Consider the following 16,399-nt stretch of genomic DNA (forward strand, 5'->3'; position numbering starts at 1 on the left):
CCCGCGTTCCCTGCGGCGAGCCAGCCCGCGTAGCCCGGCGCATCGGCCGCGCGGTCGAGTAGCCCGGTAGAGGTGGGTCACGCAGTGGCCTCGCGAGAGGCTGGCTTTGGTCGCGAGGTGTGGCGAGGACGTGGTTTCGCGTCGGTCGCACGCATTCAGTAGCCCCGACCGGCGGATGGAAGGACATTGACCTGACGCATCACGGAGCTCCCGTTGGCCTCGACGGGCACGCAGGCGCGCGGCTGGCCGCAGCTCGGGACCCCCTCGGTCACGACGAACGCGATCTGGTTCGGGATGCCCAGTAGCCCCTGCCGCTCGAGCTCGGCGAGCACGTTGTGCTCCGTGTTCTGCGTGTGGCAGCCCTCGCCGGAGCCCCAGCAGGTGCCCGGATCGCGGTGATCGCGATACCCGTTCGAGAGAGAGCGCGACGCCGTAGAGCCGAACCTCGTCGATCACCCCCTGGTAGGCGTTCCACGAGGGGTGGTTGCCGATCGTGAGCGGACGTGTGGAGACCTGCGGCGCCGGATCGACTGCTGCGCGCGCCGCTCGGCGACTCGTCTCGGACGACGGTTCCGGTGGGGGTCTCGTCGAGGCCCCCCGCACAGGCTGCCAGAGGGAACAGGACGGCGAGCGCGAGAGCGTGCCGGCACGGTCGCGTGAAGGGGGGGCTCGATCGAAGGAACGGGCTTCGCATAGGCGCCTCCTTGCGCACTGTCGAGCGCTGCGCGAGGGTCTACGGAGTCGCCCCCTGCGTGTCGCGTCGCCGTCCGGTGCTGCAAGAAGGCTGAAGCACCGCACGTGCCAATCTCCTCTGGGCGGGATTCACTTGGCACTTCGAGGCGGTGGCCTGTCGTTGGAGGCGCCGCGACCTTTCCGCTCCGCGTTGCCCCGGCGACACGGGTGGCACAGCGCGTATCCCGACGGGAACGACGCCACCTGCGGCGCCGCCGTGTGGTATCCTCGCCGCTCACTTCAAGGAGGACGACGATGAAGAACTGGATCGGATGTCTGGCGGCGTTCGCGTTGACGCTGGGCGTAGGGCTGGGGCTGAGCGGGACGGCGGCGGCGGACGGCTGCTACATCTGCACCTCGGGGAGCTCCTGCGGGCAGTACTGCCGCCACTCGGGTCCCGACACGCAGAAGGCGCGTGAGGCCTGCAAGGCGCGCGGGTGCAAGATCGGCGGCACCGCGTCCTGTCCCACCGCGGCAAACGTCAAGATCTGCCGCGCGCCGGTGCGCTCGGACCTGATCCCGGTCGCCTGGCTGCACCCGTCCGTTCGCTAGCCCCCCTCGCCGGGCGCGCGAGACGCCCCCGTTACTTACCGCCACACGCGCGACCCACCGCCTTCGTCGAGGCCACCTCGGCCACCGTCTGATCCTTGTCGGTCTTGGCCGTCGGGTCCGCACCCTTCTGACGCAGGAGACGGCAGAGCGACACGTCGCCGGAGGCCGCGGCGAAGTGGAGCGCGGTCCAGCCGGGGTAGTACTGCCCGGCGGTGCGCGTGGTGACCTTCGCCCCCCTGGCGATGAGCTGTCGTGCGACTGTCGCGAGGCCCTTGTGGAGCGCCAGTTCGAGCGGGGTGAAGCCCTTGTAGTCGGGCTCGCCGCCGAGAACCCCGTCGACGCGGGCTCCGCGCCGGAGCAGTTCCTCGGCCAGCGCGGGCAGCTTGCGCAGGATCGCGAAGGCGAGCGGCGTCCAGTGGCCACCTGCGTCGGCGTGCACGTTCGCACCCTTTCTCAGCAAGTGCAGCGCTGCGGGGCCGTGCGCGCGGTCGAGCGCGTTCACGAGCGGGGTGTAGCCCTGGGCGTTGCGCGCCTCGAGGGCGGCGCCCCTAGCGAGCAGGAACTCCACCGTCGCGACGTGGCCCCCGAGGACCGCGTGGTGCAGCGGCGTGTGTCCCGAGCGGTCCGTGCTCTCCAGGCCGAGGCCCGCCGCCAGAGCGCGTTCGGTCAGCCAGACCAGGCCCCCGTGTGCCGCGGCGTGGGCCAGGTTCAGGCGGTGGTGCGTCAGTGCCTTCACGCTCGCGCCCTTCCCCAGCAGGTAGCGGGCAACCGGGGCGTGTCCTCTGGTCGCCGAGACGAGGAGCGCCGTGATCGCGTCGTCGCCGGGGGCGTCCACCTTCGTGCCGCTGTCGACCAGGGCGCGCACCTTGGTCAGGTCTCCGGCCGCCGCCGCTTCGTGGAGCGGAAAGGCGCCGGGGAGGGGCTTGGCTCCCTCCGCGGGCGTCGCCCAGGCGAGGCCCACCGCCCAGCCGAGACAGGCCACGGGTACTGCGCGTCTCATGCGTCTCCTGTCGTGAAGGGGTCCTGCTCGTTGATACGGCCGGACCGGTGCGCTACTCCCTGAGCACCGCCTCGATGTCTCGGGCTACCTCCTCGCCGAGGGGGCGGCTGAGCTTCACCACGGTGCGCGAGAACTCGGTGAGCGCGTAGTAGTCGCCCACGGCGTCCTCGGAGCCGGGGACGACCTTGGAGGGGGGCGCGATGCGCTTGAAGAGCTGCAGCGTGCCGAGCTTGCGGGAGCCGAGAGCCCACTCGACGGTCATTACGTCGGCCAGCCCGTCGGGCTTCTCTCCGGGAGGGAGGAATTCGAGGCTGCGGAGGCGCGAGAGCCGGTTGACCCAGTTGCGGAAGAGTTCCTTCTTCTTGTCGGGCATCCCCTCGGGGAACCAGGTCGAGCTCGACTGATCGCGGCGTCCCTGCTGTTCGAGCGTGCGCTTCTTGCCCCCCGCCGACAGCGTGACGCGGTCCACGTCCTGTAGCCCGAAGCTGTGCAGGGCGCGCTCCTGCATGCGGAACTCCGCGTACTGGAGATCCTGCAGCTGACGGGGGCGAATCACGTAGACCCTGCCGTCGCGCAGGTCCTGCACGTAGAAGTCCATGTTGCCGTAGGTCTTGCCGCCGACCTTGAACTCGCGTCGCTCCCCGCCGGAGACGAAGACGAGGCGCGACTTGCTCTCCTTGAGCTCGAAGGTCTTGAGGCGCTCCTCGCTCACCACGCCGAGGGAGCGCAGCGCGGTCAGGCGCGCCAGGTCGTTCATCAGCATCTCGGCGTTGCCGTCGCCCTTGAACTCGCGCAGCTTGCGGACCTTGGGCGCGGCCTTGACCACCGGAGGCGGGACCGCTCCACCGGGGGCGCCGGGCCCGCCCGGAGCGCCAGGTGCTCCGGGTGCTCCGGGTGCCGCCTGCGCCACGCGCATGCCGGGAGCGGGGGCTTTCTCGGGACCGGCCTTGGGGTCCTGCTTCAGCCGTGCACCCTCCTTCGACGGCGCCTTGGACGGCGCCTTGGCGGGAGCGAGCACCTTCGCCGGTGGTGCCTTCGTCGGCGGTAGCGCCTTCGCGGGCGGCGCGGCCTTCGGGCCGTGACCGTGCGCGTCCCCGGGCCCGTGCTCGTGCGCGTGCGGGTCGTTCGGGTTCACGGTCCCCGGGCCGGGTCTCGGCGCGCTTCGCACCCCCGGCGGAGCGAGCGCGGCGGGCGGCGGCGGCACCTCCCAGGTCTCCATCTTGATCCAGTAGTAGACGCCCGTGGAGTCCTTCTTCCGCGAGATCTCCACCTTGCGCTCCGGCTCCTCGAAGAGGAGCTGGTCCAGGTGCCGTACGTTGACGAGCGGGATCTCCTCTTCCAGACCCTCGCGCACCGGGTCGCGCGTGTAGACGACGTAGGCCGCGGAGAGCCCCGCTGCGAGAACCACACCGTGAGCGAATGCGGGGTGCTTCATCACTGCTTCCTCCGGCGGCGGGTGTAGTAGATGCCGCACCCCAGGACGAGCGCCGGCATGCCGAAGATCGTGAGGTAGAACCAGGCCTGGTCTTCCTTGCGCGTGTGCGTGATCCGGACGTCCTCCTCGGAGGTCGTCTCCCCGATGAACCGCTCCTCACCCCCGAGCCACTTCATCGCGTCGACGAGCAGGTAGCCGTTGCCGGGGTTGCGGAAGACCTTGTCGCTGATGACGTCGGCATCCGCGACGACCACGAGGCGCATCTCGTGCTCCTCCGGCGCCCCCTTCTTGGGGGCCGGAACGACGGGTTTCATGGTCACGGCCGCGGCCAGCTCGTAGACCTTCCGCTTCTCCGTCTTGGCGTCGTACTCGTGGTTGTTGTCCAGGTCGTCCCAGGTGAAGGGCATGGAGTGCACCGTGAACTGGACCTGAGTCTTGTTGGTCTCCGTCGGCGGCTGCTCCTCCAGATAGCCTGCCCCGAGGAAGACCGACGCCATGCGCGGCGCGTTGCGGCTCAGCGTGCTGACGCTGGGGTGGGCCGAGAACGCCGTCGAGAAGACGAAGTGCCGGTCCGCCGGGGTGTACGTGAGACGCGCGTGGTAGCGGTCGTTGCTCAGGCGCACGGGCTGGAACTTGAGCCCGAAGGGGTTGAGCAGCGAGGCGCCGTTCCATCCCCCTTCCGGGTCGAGGAAGAAGAGCACGCGCCCACCGCCGCGGAGGTAGTTCTTCAGAGCGCTGACCTCGGCCGGGAGGAACTCCTTTCGCGGCCCGGCGATGATCACCATCGTGGCGTCCTTCGGTATCTCGGAGGCGAGCCCCTGACCGATGCCGAGATCCTTCAGATCGTAGTTCAGCTTCTCGAGGACCATGCGGAGGTCGCGGATCGACGAGCCCTGCACGTCGTCCCGCGGATCGCGCGTCAGCTCCTCGTGCCCCACGGTGAGGTAGGCCACCTTCTGCTGCGTGGCGAGCTTGAGGAAGGCGGTCTGGAACTCGCTGTCGAGCTTCTTCAGCTTCCCCTTGGCCTGGTTGATCGTGGTGCCGAGGTTGATCTGATGCGTCTGCTTGCCGCGCGCCAGCACCACGATGCCGTTGTCCGAGACGGAGAGCTCCTTGGCCAGCCCCGGGTCTAGCGCGTGGTCGGTCAGCTCCAGCTTGAAATGGCTCGACTCGGCCTTGAGGCCCTCGAAGTACGCGCGCGCCTGCTCCCGCACCTCGTTCGAGCTCGGGAAGAAGAGCACGGCGCGAAATGGTGCCGAGAGGTTCTTCAGCATCTTCCGCGTCGATTCGGAGGGGTGCGTGGTCTTGAAGTACGAGAGGTCGACCTTCTTATTGTACTCGGCGACGACGTAGTTCAAGGCGAAGGCGGTGCAGATGGTCATGGCGAGGATCAGCGCGCTGCGCGTCGAGCGCTGGATGTTCTTCAGCTCGACGGTGCGCGTGGGGTCCATCGGCGCGTACGAGATCTCGATGAAGACGAGCGGCATGGCGGAGCAGATCCAGAGCACCGGCCACAGGGCGCCGAGGATCACCCCGTAGCGCTCGGCGCTCTTGGCCTCGGTGAAGAGGGGGCGGAGCCGCTCGAGGACGAAGTCGGCCTGGGCCGCGTAGAGCGCGAGGGCGAGGAGGCCGACCAGGTAGCAGGTGAGCAGCCGGCGCTCGACGGGGACCGCCATCGGTCCGAGGTTCTTCGCCCGCAGCACTCGGCCCCCGATCGCCGCGGCGATGCCGAGGAGCCCGAGGCCCACGAGGCCCAGCCGGACGCTCGTGGACTCGAAGAGGATGCGCTCGGCTACGTAGATGAGCACCATGCCGGCGAGGTAGAGCCCCGTGAGTCCGAGGCCTCCTGCGGCCCGGCGGGTCGTGTTGGGCCCGGTCATCAGCGCCACCTCCGAGCCTGGAGGACATGGGTCGAGAGCAGGAGAAAGGCGTACGTCGCGGACAGGTAATAGAAGAGGTCCTTGCTCTGGAGGAGCCCCGTTTGCCACTGCAGGTGCCGTTGGGGCGAGAGGAAGGACATCAGGTCGCGGATCGGAGGCTCGGCGACGTTCGCGCCCAGGTAGCAGAGGTAGAGGGCGGTCATCATCGCACCCCCCGCCACCGCGGCGACGATCTGGGTCTTCGCGATGGCCGAAGCGAAGAGCCCGACCGAGAGCGAGAGCGCGCCGAGCATGAGGAGCCCGAAGTAGCCGGCGAAGATCTGCCCCACCGACACCTTGCCGTTCACGAAGATGAGGAGCGGCATGTAGATCGTCAGGGCAGTCATCCCCGCGTAGAAGAGCAGCGCTGAGACGAACTTGCCGAGGATGATCTCGTGGTCCTTGATCGGCGAGGTGAGCAGCAGCGTGAGCGTCCCGAGCTGCTTCTCCTCGGCCAGGAGCCGCATCGAGAGCAAGACCCCCGAGACCATCGTCATGAAGGTGGCGAAGGCGAAGAAGAGCTGGAGCACCTCGGAGGAGAGCTTCGGGGTGCCGCCGAGCGCGTAGTAGTTGAAGAGCAGACCGTCGACGAAGAGCACGATCGTGGCGATCACGTAGCCCATGGGCGACTTGACGTACGCGCCGAGCTCGCGGCGCGCGAGCAGCCAGATGTTCCTCATGAGCGCACCTCCTCCGGTGCGGCGGTGGCGTTGGAGACCTTCGGTCGATGGGTCAGGCGCAGGAAGATCGACTCGAGCTCCGCCTCGGCCGGGCGCAGCTGCAAGAGGCCGTGGCCCGCCTGGACGAGCTCGCGGGCCAGGTCCTCGCGCACGTCACCGTCGGAGGTGACCTCGATCTCGTGGACGTCGGTTCGCGCTCGCCCGATCACTCCGCGTCCGTCGCCCACGCTCACGGCCGTGCAGAGGGTCACCTTGGGGAGCTTGCGCAGCAGCTCGAGGATCGGGCCCTGCTCGCCCCGCACCGTGAGGAGCACGCGGTTTCCGCCGGCGAGCTTGGCCGTCAGCTCCTCTTCGGTCCCCGCGGCGACGATCTGGCCGTCCTGGATCACCAGGATGCGGTCGCAGGTCTGGCTGATCTCGGAGAGGATGTGGCTCGAGACGAGGATGGTGTGCTTGCCCTTGAGGCCGCGGACCATCTCGCGCACCTCCACGATCTGCACCGGGTCGAGACCGCTGATCGGCTCGTCCAGGATCAGCACGGGCGGGTTGTGAATGATGGACTGGGCGATCCCCACGCGCTGGCGGTAGCCGTGCGAGAGGTTGCCGATCACCTCGCCGCGCACGTCCCTCGTGTTGGTCACCGCGAGGACCTCTTCGAGCCGCCCGAGGGTCTGCGCCCGGGTCAGCCCCCGGAGCTCGCCCGCGAAGGTCAGGAAGCCCTCCACGGTCATCTCGGTGTAGAGCGGGGGCACCTCGGGGAGAAACCCGACGAGCTTGCGCGTCTCGTGCGGGTGCTCCACCACGTCGAGGCCGTTCACCTTCACCGTGCCCGTGGATGGCAAGAGCAGGCAGGCCAGGATCTTCAGCGTGGTGCTCTTTCCGGCGCCGTTCAGGCCCAGGATGCCCACGATCTCGCCTTGCTGGATGTCGAAGTTCACATTCTGTACGGCGCACTTGTCGCCGTAATACTTGGTCAGCCCGTGGGCCGAGATCATCGGTCTTTCTCCCGGCAGGTCTCTAACGTGTCAAAACTGCTAACGCTTGCTTGGGCCGGGAAGATAGGCACGGATGGGCGGCGGGTCAAGAGGACTCGCCCGTGGCATGGCGCCCACGCGCGGGCCACGGGGGTCCGGCGCGCCTCCTAGATCCTTTCGCGAGGTCCTCCGTTCATAGGGACTGCCCACCGCCGCCGCGGGAAGGAGGGTCTCCATGTCACTGCCGTTGCGCTTCGAAGATCACGCCGCGTTTCACCGTCAGGTGGTCCGCCTCACCCTGGTCGGGGCTGCCCTCGGGCTGGGGGCGCACCTCGTGGGCCTGCTCGGGGTCACGGGGGAGGGGGCGGTCCTGCGGCTCGTCGCGCTTGCGGCCTCCGCGGCGCTCCTCGGTCTGGCGGCGCTTCCTCCGCGACGGGCCGAGCTCCTGCGCGCGCTGCCCGTGGCGGCTCTCGCGGGGTTTCTGGGCGCGATGAGTCTGCACCTCCTCTCCGGCGCCCCGCCGGCGTACCCCTGGTTCGGTCTCGGCCTCTACGGCCTGTCCGTGGGCTTTTTGGCCAGTCGGGACCTGAAGGGTCCGCGGCGCTGGCTGGTTCCGCTGGCCACGGGGTGCAGCACGGCCCTCGCCACCTGGGCCACGGTGACGCTCGAGACCCGCTTGCCGCTCACGGCCTATGTCCCCGCGCTCTTCGCCGCGCCGATGCACGGTGCGGTGTACGGCTTCCTCGTGGCGATGGGGCTCGTGGTGCGTCAGCTCCGGCTGGATCGCGACCCGGTGGCCCTGGCCTTCCTCGAGATGCGACCCAGTCTCTCGGGGGAGATGCTGGAGCTCTGCGAGCGGGCGATGGGGATCCACCGACGCATCACCGAGGAGGTGCGGCAGCGCAAGGACCAGGGGACCAGCACCGAGCCCAAGCTCGTGGCGCAGGTAGAGAAGCTGGTGCTGAAGATCCTCGCCCTCGGGCGGCGCTGGCAGGAGGTGGAGCGGCAGGCGGGCTCCACCACGGCGGAGGCCCTGGCGGACCGGCTCGCGGACCTGAGACAGAAGGTTTCCGCTTCGCAGGACCCGGTGGCGCGCCGCCAGTACCAGAAGGCGCAGGACGCGCTCGAGGCGCAGCTCGGCTACCTCCGGGAGATCTCGCGCAGCCGGGAGCGAGTGATGGCCCGGGTGCACAACTACCTGGCCGCGCTCGAGCGGCTGCACCTGGCCGTGCTGAATCACCGCGGGGCGGACGCGGCCAAGTTCTCCGACGAGCTGCAGCCGATCATGGACGAGATGGACGACCTCGGCGCCGAGATGGATATCGCGGCCGAGACCATGTCCGAGGTGGCGGAGGCCCAGCTTCCGAAGGAGCAGGCCGTGGCGCCGACGCCCGCAGCCGCTACGACCGAGACCGCTGAGCCGCAGACAGCCGCGCCCGAGTCTGCCGCGCCCGCAACCGCTGCGCCCGAGGCTGTCGTACTCGAGGGGCCGGTTCCTCGCCCGGTGGACCCCGAGGCCGAGCTCACCGCCGCGGCCTTCAAGTAGAAGGTCACACCCCCTCGAGGGCCTGCGCCAGGTCGGCCAGCAGGTCCTCCGGGTGCTCGACGCCCACCGAGAGTCGTACCATCGCCGGGGTGATCCCCATCGCGCGCTGCGCGTCGGGCTCCACGTCGGCGTGGGTCATGGTGGCCGGATGCTCGGCGAGGGACTCGGTGCCGCCGAGGCTCACGGCCAGCTTGATCAGCTTCAGCTCGTTCAGCAGGCGGAAGGCCTCCTTCTCGCCTCCCACGACCTCGAACGAGATCACGGACCCCGGGGAGGCGCACTGCTTGCGGTAGAGCGCCCACTGCGGGTCCTCCTCGCGCAGGTGACCGAGGTAGTGCACGGACGCCACCTTGGGGTGGTCGGCGAGGAAGTCCGCCACGTAGCGCGCGTTCTTCATCTGACAGGTCATGCGGAGCTTCAGGGTCTCGAGGCTCCGCATGAGCAGCCACCCCGTCCAGGGGCCGGCCATCGTGCCGAGGAAGGTGCGCAGCGTGCGCACGCGTTCGATGAGCTCGCGCGAGCCGAGGCAGGCGCCGGCGATGAGGTCACTGTGCCCGCCGAGGAACTTCGTAGCCGAGTAGATCACGAGGTCCGCGCCGTGCTTGAGCGGCTGCTGCCAGAGGGGGCCGAGGAAGGTGTTGTCCACAATCACCGGGACCTTGCGCTCCGGGCGGGCGAGGCGGCGCGCGAGCTCCGCGCAGGCGCCGATGTCCACGAGCTGGTTCGTCGGATTGGCCGGCGTCTCGACGAAGATCGCGCCGAGCGGCCGCGCTCCGCCGCTGGCCACCGCCCGCTCCATCTCGGCGAGGCTCGCGCCGGCGGGGAAGCGGAGGTGCACGATCCCCTGGCGGGCGAGGACGTGGGTCAGCAGGTAGTCGGTGCCGCCGTAGAGCGGAGCGGAGGAGAGGACGGCGTCCCCGGGGCGGACGAACTCGAAGAGCGTGGTGGCGATGGCGGCCATGCCGCTCTCGAACACCGCGCAGGCCTCGGCCTCGTCCCAGAGCGTGAGGCGGTCCTCCAGGATCTCGAGGTCGGGGTTGTTCAGGCGGCTGTAGATGAGCCCGAGTTCCTCGGTGGGGCCCTTCTGGCGCAGCCCGTAGGCCAGCTCGAAGAAGGCCTTGCCGTCCTCGGCGCTCTTGAAGACGAAGGTCGAGGTCTGAAAGATCGGGGACTTCAGCGCCCCCTCGGAGAGCTGGGGGTCGTAGCCGTAGCTCATCATCAACGATTCGGCGCGCAGGCGGTGCGTGCCGAGGGACCGGGGCTTGTCCGTGGACATGTCGCTTCTCCAGGCGGGAGGGACGAACTGTAGCGCGAACGGAGACTCGCCGGTTAAAGTAGCTGCGCCCCGTCGGGACCCGCTCGGGTCCGCCGGAGGCCATCGGACAACGAACAGGGAGGGAGCCGTGCGTACCGTGAGCTGCACGCTGATCATCTGGGCCGCCTTTGCGCTGCCGTCCGGCCGGGCCGCCGCCGACCAGGCCTCGGCCCACCTGCACAAGGCCATGGCCCACAAGAAGGAGGGGAAGGCCGACGAGGCGATCGCCGAGCTCAAGAAGGCGCTCGAGCAGCGCGAGGCCTACGCGGCGGCGCATCACAGCCTGGGGATGCTCTATCGCGAGAAGGGAGAGCTGCCGAAGGCCATCCAGCACCTCGAGCGGGCGGCGCAGCTCGAGCCCAAGTCGGCCATGCTGCACTACAGCCTCGGGATCACCTACTTCAAGGCCGACCGCAAGCAGGACGCGCTGCGCAGCCTGACCGAGGCGGCGCGACTCGACCCGAAGGACGTACAGGTGCAGGCGCAGCTCGGGGTGCTGCTCATTCGCACCGATCCGCAGAAGGCCATCCCGTATCTGGAGGCGGCGGTGAAGCTGAAGCCCGAGCACCCGGACTACGCCCATCAGCTCGGGCTGGCCTACCGGCGTACGAGCGCGAACCTCACCGCGCCCACGCAGGCCAAACAGCGCGACGACTACCTGCGCCGCGCCGAGCGCTACTTTCTCAAGGCGGCGGAGAAGAAGGAGAGCGCGGAGCTCGAGTTCGACCTCGGAGCCCTCTACCGCCGGCTCGACAAGGTGGACGAGGCGATCAAGCACTACGAGAAGGCGATCCAGCTCAAGCCCAAGATGGCGGCGGCCCACTGGGACCTCGGCCACATGTACGTCAAGGCCAAGCGGAACGACGAGGCGATCGAGTCCTACAAGCAGTACCTGAAGCTGGCCGGGGAGGGGGCCAAGGACGCCGACATCGCCAAGAAGCGCATCAAGGAGCTGAAGGGGAGCAAGAAGAAGTAGCGTTCTAGAACTTCACGACCATATAGGCTTGCAGCGTCTGGGCCACCGCGGCGCTGGCCGCCTGCGAGAAGTAGAGGTCCGCGGGGCGCGCCAGGGCCCCCGAGCCGCCGAAGGGGAAGAAGACGCCGTAGCGGATCCCCGCGAAGAAGCCCTCGTCCACGTTCCGGTAGTAGAGCTCGAGATCCATTTCCAGCCCCAGGTTGATCGCGTTGCCGGGGTAGGCCACGGGCCGGTTGGCGAGGGCGTAGATCAGATCGAAGCGCCCTCCGAGGCTGTCGAAGAGGTCGTACTGCACCGAGGGCTTGAAGTAGGTCGCGTTGGCCACGGTGCCGAGCACCTCGCGAAACATCAGCCACCCGACGTGGTAGTCGTAGTCGAAGCGGAACTCGGAGAGCTTGCACTTGCGGCCCTTGGTGGCGCCGCAGAAGCCGGCGTCCACCATCGGGAAGGTGCGACGCCGGTCGATGTCGCCGTTCGGCGCCTCGTCCTCGCCGCCGGAGGCCATCCCCACCTCGAGCCCGATCTTCAGCGCGTCCTTCAGCAGCCGGTACTGCGAGCGGAAGGCCCAGCCGTACTGGAGCACGCTGAGCTGATCCTCGCCGTTCTGGTCCGAGATGTTGGCCATCCGGCCCCCGACGAGGACGCCCTCGAACTCGATGGAGAGCTTCTTCCAGAGGAGCTTGAACCAGAGGTCGGGCATCAGGAGCCAGCCCTTGCGCTCGATCATCGCCGCAGCGTAGTCGCGCGTGCTGGTGCCGAGGCCGACGCCCGGGGCGTAGTCGAAGTCCTGCTTGCGCAGCGTGAGGTGCAGCCCGTAGTTCAGCACCAGCTCGCCCTGCTCCACCTTGTCCTTGATCACCTCGGGCTTGTCGAAGCGGCCCACGATCCAGAAGAGCTGGTCGATGTCGTCGAGCTGCTCCATGTCCACGGCCTGGCCGCCGCCGAGGTAGCTCTGCCCCGAGGCCAGCGTGAGCGAGGTGGGGCCCGTCGAGTTGAAGTCGTACCCCATGGAGAAGGTGTGCTTGGCCAGCTCCGTGGTCTGGAAGACCACGCGGTCCACGCTGTCTCCGTAGTTGCAGTCCCAGCAGCTCCCGTCGTTGTGTACGAGGCCGAGACCCCACTGGTTCGGCATGCGCCCGAACTTGATCGTCCCGACGGGGGTGACGACCTCGGCCCAGGCGCGCTTGGCCAGGATCCCGGGGGTGCGGGTGTTCTGTCCGGCGATGGGGGCGGCCTGCCCTTCGTTGAAGAGGGACAGCGGGAGGTCCGGGGTGCGACGGGCTCCCGCGGGGACGGCCGTCTGAGGCGTGCTTCCCAGGACCAGGTTGTCGAAGACGTCGATCTGGGTGTGAATGGAGACGCGCTCGGCCACGTTGATCGTGGGCTCCAGCCGCAGCCGGATGTTCGCGCCGGCGATGGTGTTGCTCGGGCAGGAGCCGGACTCGAGGCCCCGCGTGCCGCCGCCCGGCACGGGCTTGGTGATGCGCTTCTCGCAGCTGACGGGCGAGCCGACCTGCTCGGAGAGGGGCGTGTTGAAGGGCGCCGTGAGGCCTCCCGTGTTGTGCATGCCCAGATTCACGTTCTGGAAGAGCTGCGCGCGAAACCGGAAGTACCCCTGCATCTGGAAGAACTGGAGCTTTTTCGAGTCCTGTCCTGGCCAGGGGGGCAGCGGAGGTAGCTCGGGCTCCCCGTCCTTGCCCTCCGGGGCGGCCTCGGCGGGCCCCTCCTTCTCCTCCTTGTGAGGAGCCTGGCCGGCGCCCGGGTTGGGCTGCGGCATGAGGCCCTGGGCTACTACGGCCCGGGGTGCCGCTACGAGTAGCGCGAGCGCCGCGCTTAGGGACACCAGCCGCATCATCAGCACGTCCTCCGGATCCGATCGAGCGAAGGCGCCCCCTCGAGAGCGCGTTTTCAGCCTAAAAGTTGCGGGACTATAGCCATGCGGCGACGCTCGGGTCAACGCGTTTGACCGACGGGGCGAGGCGTGCGTTGCCCCGCGTTCTCCGACGCGCACCAGGGAACCTGCGCCCGGGAGGACCTCGGGTTGTCGCCCCCGTAACCGCTGCGATATACTAAGGACAGGTCACGCGACCAGCCCAGCGCCAACGAGATGACGGGACGACGGGACGAGGGAGGCCAGGGGGCAGCCCCGGGAGGCGCCGCGAGTGTGCGGCGTTACCCGGGGGCCCGATGGCGTGCGCGCCTGGGCCCGGCGCTCGTCGTGGTCGCCGGGGCGCTGGCGCTGGCGAGCCTGCCGCGCTGCGGGCAACAGCACGCGCTGCTCTTGACCCTGCGAGCCCAGAGCCTGGTCGAGACCTTCGACCTCCGCGTGAAGGACCTCTCCACCGGGAAGCTCATCCTGGAGCGGGTGGGCGAGCGGGTGGACTCCTCCAATCCGAATCGGGACATCTCGCAGCCTGACCAGGCGCTCCGGGTGGCGATCGAGTTCGGCGCCGCCGGGAACTACCTGGTGCACATCGTGGGCCGGGGCGGTCAGGGGGCCGGGGGGATCCAGTTCGCTCTGCGGGACTTCCAGGTGGATGGCGTGCAGGAGGTGGGGCTGACGCTCGTCCCCCTCGGGCGCGATGAGGACGACGACGGGTTTCCGGCGTGCAACTCGCCGGGCTTCAACTGCCAGGTCATGGCCTGCACCTTCTTCGACTGCAACGACCGGGAGAAGCAGGTGCACCCCTTCGCCAAGGAGATCTGCGGCAACGGGCGGGACGACGACTGCAGCGCGACCTGCCGGGCCCAGCCGGGCGAAGGGGACGAGGTGTGCACCGACTCCGATGGCGATGGCGTGCCGAGCACCGAGGACTGCGACGACAACGACCCCTGTCGCTCGCCGCGGCTGAAGGAGGCCGAGGACCTGTGCAAGGCGGGGCAGGACGCCTTCCCCGCGCTGCCGAAGGCGTGTCTCGACAAGCTGGCCAAGGAAGGGAAGACCGCCCCCGCGGCCCCCTTCTGCGGAGACGGCATCGACGAGGACTGCAACGGTCAGGACACGTCCTGCAAGACCGACGACGACTGCGACGGCTACGCGCCGCCCATCGACTGCGACGACAAGGACAAGAAGGTCAACCCGGGTGCGCAGGAGGCCTGCGACGGCATCGACAACAACTGCAACAAGGTCACCGACGAGGGGTGCGTGCCGTGCGACGTGGACGGCGACGGCCATGCACTGGCCACCGTGACCGACCCGAGCTGCACGGTGCCCCGCGACGATCCGGACGACTACGACGCGGGGATCTTTCCCGGGTCCACCAAGGACTCGGAGGGGAAGGAGGGGGGCACCGTCCTCGGGGGGTTGCGGCAGTTCTGCGGCACGGGGGCGACCAAGGACGGAGGCGCGCTGCGGCAACGGGATGTGGACCACGATGCGGACGGGAAGGCGGCCAAGGACGACGGCTGTCCGACGGAGACGTGCGACAAGGACGGAGACGGCTTCGCCGGGGCGCAGTGTAGTCCGCCGCAATCCCAGCTCGACTGCGACGACGCCGACCCGCGGGCCTTTCCCGGGGCGCCTGACAAGTGCGGAGACGGCAAGCGGCAGAACTGCGTCTCCGACTTCGCCTGCGCCCAGGTGACGGACAAGGACGGTGACGGCTTCGCCCCCCCGGCCGACTGCAACGACAACGACAAGACCGTCTACCCGTGGGCGGTGGAGAAGTGCGACAAGCTCGACAACGACTGCGACGGGTTGGTCGACGAGGGGAACCCGGATTCGAGCGGTGCGCTCGTGCCGACGAACGTGGGCAAGTGCAACGACGACAACGACGGCAAGTGCGGGCCGGTGACGGGGATCTGCGCCTGCAGCCCGCTCAAGCCGGTGGGGACGCGAGACGAGGGGAATCGCGTGACCTGCGCCGGGGAGGACCTGGCGGCACCGGCCTCGGCGCGTTGCTTCCGCGCGATCCAGCCGCAGCCCGAGCGGTGCGACACGGACGACTGGGACTGCAACAAGCGGCCGGACGACCCGCAGGGGGTGAATCTGGCGGACAAGGGAAAGAGCTGCGGCAACAGCGTTGGAAGCTGCAAGGCGGGGACGGTCACGGGCTGCGACCTGAGTCGCAAGCTGCCGAACGCCGACCTCGTGGCGCGCGTGATGGCCGCGCAGGGGGTCGAGTTCAACCCGAACTGGGTCTGCACGGGCGCCGAGCTGCCGGTGCCGGAGGCCTGTAACGGCAAGGACGACGACTGCGACCGCGTGCTGCCGAACGAGGAGAAGGACCCCGACGCCGACAAGTTCCTGCAGTGCGCGGGGTGCAATCAGGGGACCGGGAGGCTCGATCTGGCTGCGGGGCTGAAGGGGTGCGCCGATTGCGACGCCAGCTCGCCGAGTGTCTTCCCCGGGGCGCTCGAGACCTGCAACGGTGTGGACGACAACTGCGCGAGCGGAATCACCGACGACGGCAAGGACCAGTGCGCCGCGGGCACGGTCTGCTGCTCGAGTCAGGGGCAGTGCCGCGCGCTCGGCAACGACAAGGACAACTGCGGGGGCTGCGGGCGGCGGTGCAACGGCCCCGACGTGGATAGCTGCGCCGGCTCGACCTGCGTCTGCGGCGCCACGGGAGGACCGTGCGCGGCGGGGCTGAACTGCGTCAACGGGCAGTGCCTGTGCATAGCGAACGGGCGGTGCAGCGGCTGCTGCGAGAACAGCGCGTCGTGCCGCGCTACGGCGGCGCAGAGCGCGTCGAGCTGCGGGCGAAACGGAGAGACGTGCCGCGGGTGCGCGGATGGCAACGAGTGCACGCTCGACCAGTGCAACAGCGGCGTGTGCGGCAATCCGGCGCGGCAGGAGGGCGCGGCGTGCAACGGCTCGAGCGGCCAGTGCCACGGCGCGGCGTGCTGCTCCGGCTGCTGGGACGGCGGTACCTGTCACGCGGGGAACACGAACGGGCAATGCGGGCGCGGCGGGGACTGGTGCGGGTCGTGCTCCACCTCGCAGGCCTGCAAGGTGGCGAGCTGCGCCACGGGCTCGTGCTCGATCGGTAACGTGGGCGACGGCACCGGTTGCAACGACGGGCAGCGCTGCACCCTGAACGATCAATGCACGGGCGGAGTGTGCGGCGGGACGCCGCGCGTTTGCACGCCGAGCGGCGAGTGCAAGACGGCGAGCTGCAACCCGTCGAACGGGAACTGCACGGAGCAGAACAAGAGCAACGGAACCTCCTGCGGCCCCGGGGGCAACTGGTCCTGTCAGAGCGGCGTCTGCGTGCCGCCCTCGACGCCGGACCTGGGCGTGGACGCGGGCGCGGATTCCGGGGGATAGC

12 protein-coding genes are annotated in these 16,399 nt (G+C 69.2%); 4 read left to right on the forward strand and 8 right to left on the reverse strand.

Annotated elements, in window-relative coordinates; translation table 11 throughout:
* Positions 1-155: 155 nt before the first annotated feature.
* A complete protein-coding gene (locus tag IT371_13260) occupies positions 156-332 on the reverse strand; it encodes a hypothetical protein (GenBank protein MCC6748623.1) in 177 nt (58 codons plus the stop codon).
* Positions 333-987: 655 nt separating this feature from the next.
* On the opposite strand from IT371_13260, the gene IT371_13265 reads away from it, so the two are divergent.
* On the forward strand, positions 988-1,284 hold the full coding sequence (locus IT371_13265) for a hypothetical protein (GenBank protein MCC6748624.1): 297 nt from the start codon (positions 988-990) through the stop codon (positions 1,282-1,284).
* Between the two features lie 31 nt (positions 1,285-1,315).
* On the opposite strand, the gene IT371_13270 is transcribed toward IT371_13265, so the two are convergent.
* The 5 genes from IT371_13270 to IT371_13290 are packed head-to-tail and all read right to left on the reverse strand — an operon-like array spanning position 1,316 to position 7,313.
* Positions 1,316-2,284: an ankyrin repeat domain-containing protein gene (locus tag IT371_13270; protein ID MCC6748625.1), complete on the reverse strand. Its 969-nt coding sequence runs from the start codon at positions 2,282-2,284 to the stop codon at positions 1,316-1,318.
* A 52-nt stretch (positions 2,285-2,336) separates the two neighbouring features.
* Positions 2,337-3,719, reverse strand: coding sequence for a DUF4340 domain-containing protein (locus tag IT371_13275; protein ID MCC6748626.1), 1,383 nt, complete (start codon positions 3,717-3,719; stop codon positions 2,337-2,339).
* Complete coding sequence (locus IT371_13280; protein MCC6748627.1) at positions 3,719-5,599, reverse strand: Gldg family protein; 1,881 nt, start codon at positions 5,597-5,599, stop codon at positions 3,719-3,721. The genes IT371_13275 and IT371_13280 overlap by 1 nt, the downstream gene beginning before the upstream one ends.
* Positions 5,599-6,318 (reverse strand): ABC transporter permease subunit, encoded by a 720-nt coding sequence (locus tag IT371_13285; protein MCC6748628.1) that lies wholly within the window; start codon positions 6,316-6,318, stop codon positions 5,599-5,601. Before IT371_13285 ends, IT371_13280 begins: the two co-directional genes overlap by 1 nt.
* Positions 6,315-7,313: an ABC transporter ATP-binding protein gene (locus tag IT371_13290; protein MCC6748629.1), complete on the reverse strand. Its 999-nt coding sequence runs from the start codon at positions 7,311-7,313 to the stop codon at positions 6,315-6,317. The genes IT371_13285 and IT371_13290 overlap by 4 nt, the downstream gene beginning before the upstream one ends.
* Positions 7,314-7,527: 214 nt before the next feature.
* Between IT371_13290 and IT371_13295 the strand changes: the two genes are divergently transcribed.
* Positions 7,528-8,838, forward strand: coding sequence for a hypothetical protein (locus tag IT371_13295; protein MCC6748630.1), 1,311 nt, complete (start codon positions 7,528-7,530; stop codon positions 8,836-8,838).
* Positions 8,839-8,842: 4 nt separating this feature from the next.
* Here the strand turns inward: IT371_13295 and IT371_13300 are convergent, their stop codons facing one another.
* Positions 8,843-10,114, reverse strand: coding sequence for a cystathionine gamma-synthase family protein (locus IT371_13300; GenBank protein MCC6748631.1), 1,272 nt, complete (start codon positions 10,112-10,114; stop codon positions 8,843-8,845).
* A gap of 127 nt (positions 10,115-10,241) precedes the next feature.
* On the opposite strand from IT371_13300, the gene IT371_13305 reads away from it, so the two are divergent.
* A complete protein-coding gene (locus IT371_13305) occupies positions 10,242-11,129 on the forward strand; it encodes a tetratricopeptide repeat protein (protein ID MCC6748632.1) in 888 nt (295 codons plus the stop codon).
* Positions 11,130-11,133: 4 nt separating this feature from the next.
* Here the strand turns inward: IT371_13305 and IT371_13310 are convergent, their stop codons facing one another.
* Positions 11,134-12,984, reverse strand: coding sequence for a TIGR04551 family protein (locus IT371_13310; GenBank protein MCC6748633.1), 1,851 nt, complete (start codon positions 12,982-12,984; stop codon positions 11,134-11,136).
* Between the two features lie 252 nt (positions 12,985-13,236).
* Here IT371_13310 and IT371_13315 point away from each other — a divergent pair, with 252 nt between their 5' ends.
* Entirely contained in the window at positions 13,237-16,398 is a 3,162-nt protein-coding gene (locus tag IT371_13315; GenBank protein MCC6748634.1) for a hypothetical protein, read from the forward strand.
* Position 16,399 lies beyond the last annotated feature (1 nt).

Source organism: Deltaproteobacteria bacterium (assembly GCA_020848905.1).
GTDB lineage: Bacteria > Myxococcota_A > Polyangia.

Excerpts from the sequence above, each read along its gene's own strand:
- IT371_13285 (MCC6748628.1), bottom strand. The coding sequence starts at position 6,318 with ATGAGGAACATCTGGCTGCTCGCGCGCCGCGAGCTCGGCGCGTACGTC.
- IT371_13315 (MCC6748634.1), top strand. The coding sequence starts at position 13,237 with ATGACGGGACGACGGGACGAGGGAGGCCAGGGGGCAGCCCCGGGAGGC.
- IT371_13300 (MCC6748631.1), bottom strand. The coding sequence starts at position 10,114 with ATGTCCACGGACAAGCCCCGGTCCCTCGGCACGCACCGCCTGCGCGCC.
- IT371_13275 (MCC6748626.1), bottom strand. The coding sequence starts at position 3,719 with ATGAAGCACCCCGCATTCGCTCACGGTGTGGTTCTCGCAGCGGGGCTC.
- IT371_13265 (MCC6748624.1), top strand. The coding sequence starts at position 988 with ATGAAGAACTGGATCGGATGTCTGGCGGCGTTCGCGTTGACGCTGGGC.
- IT371_13295 (MCC6748630.1), top strand. The coding sequence starts at position 7,528 with ATGTCACTGCCGTTGCGCTTCGAAGATCACGCCGCGTTTCACCGTCAG.
- IT371_13310 (MCC6748633.1), bottom strand. The coding sequence starts at position 12,984 with ATGATGCGGCTGGTGTCCCTAAGCGCGGCGCTCGCGCTACTCGTAGCG.
- IT371_13270 (MCC6748625.1), bottom strand. The coding sequence starts at position 2,284 with ATGAGACGCGCAGTACCCGTGGCCTGTCTCGGCTGGGCGGTGGGCCTC.
- IT371_13280 (MCC6748627.1), bottom strand. The coding sequence starts at position 5,599 with ATGACCGGGCCCAACACGACCCGCCGGGCCGCAGGAGGCCTCGGACTC.
- IT371_13290 (MCC6748629.1), bottom strand. The coding sequence starts at position 7,313 with ATGATCTCGGCCCACGGGCTGACCAAGTATTACGGCGACAAGTGCGCC.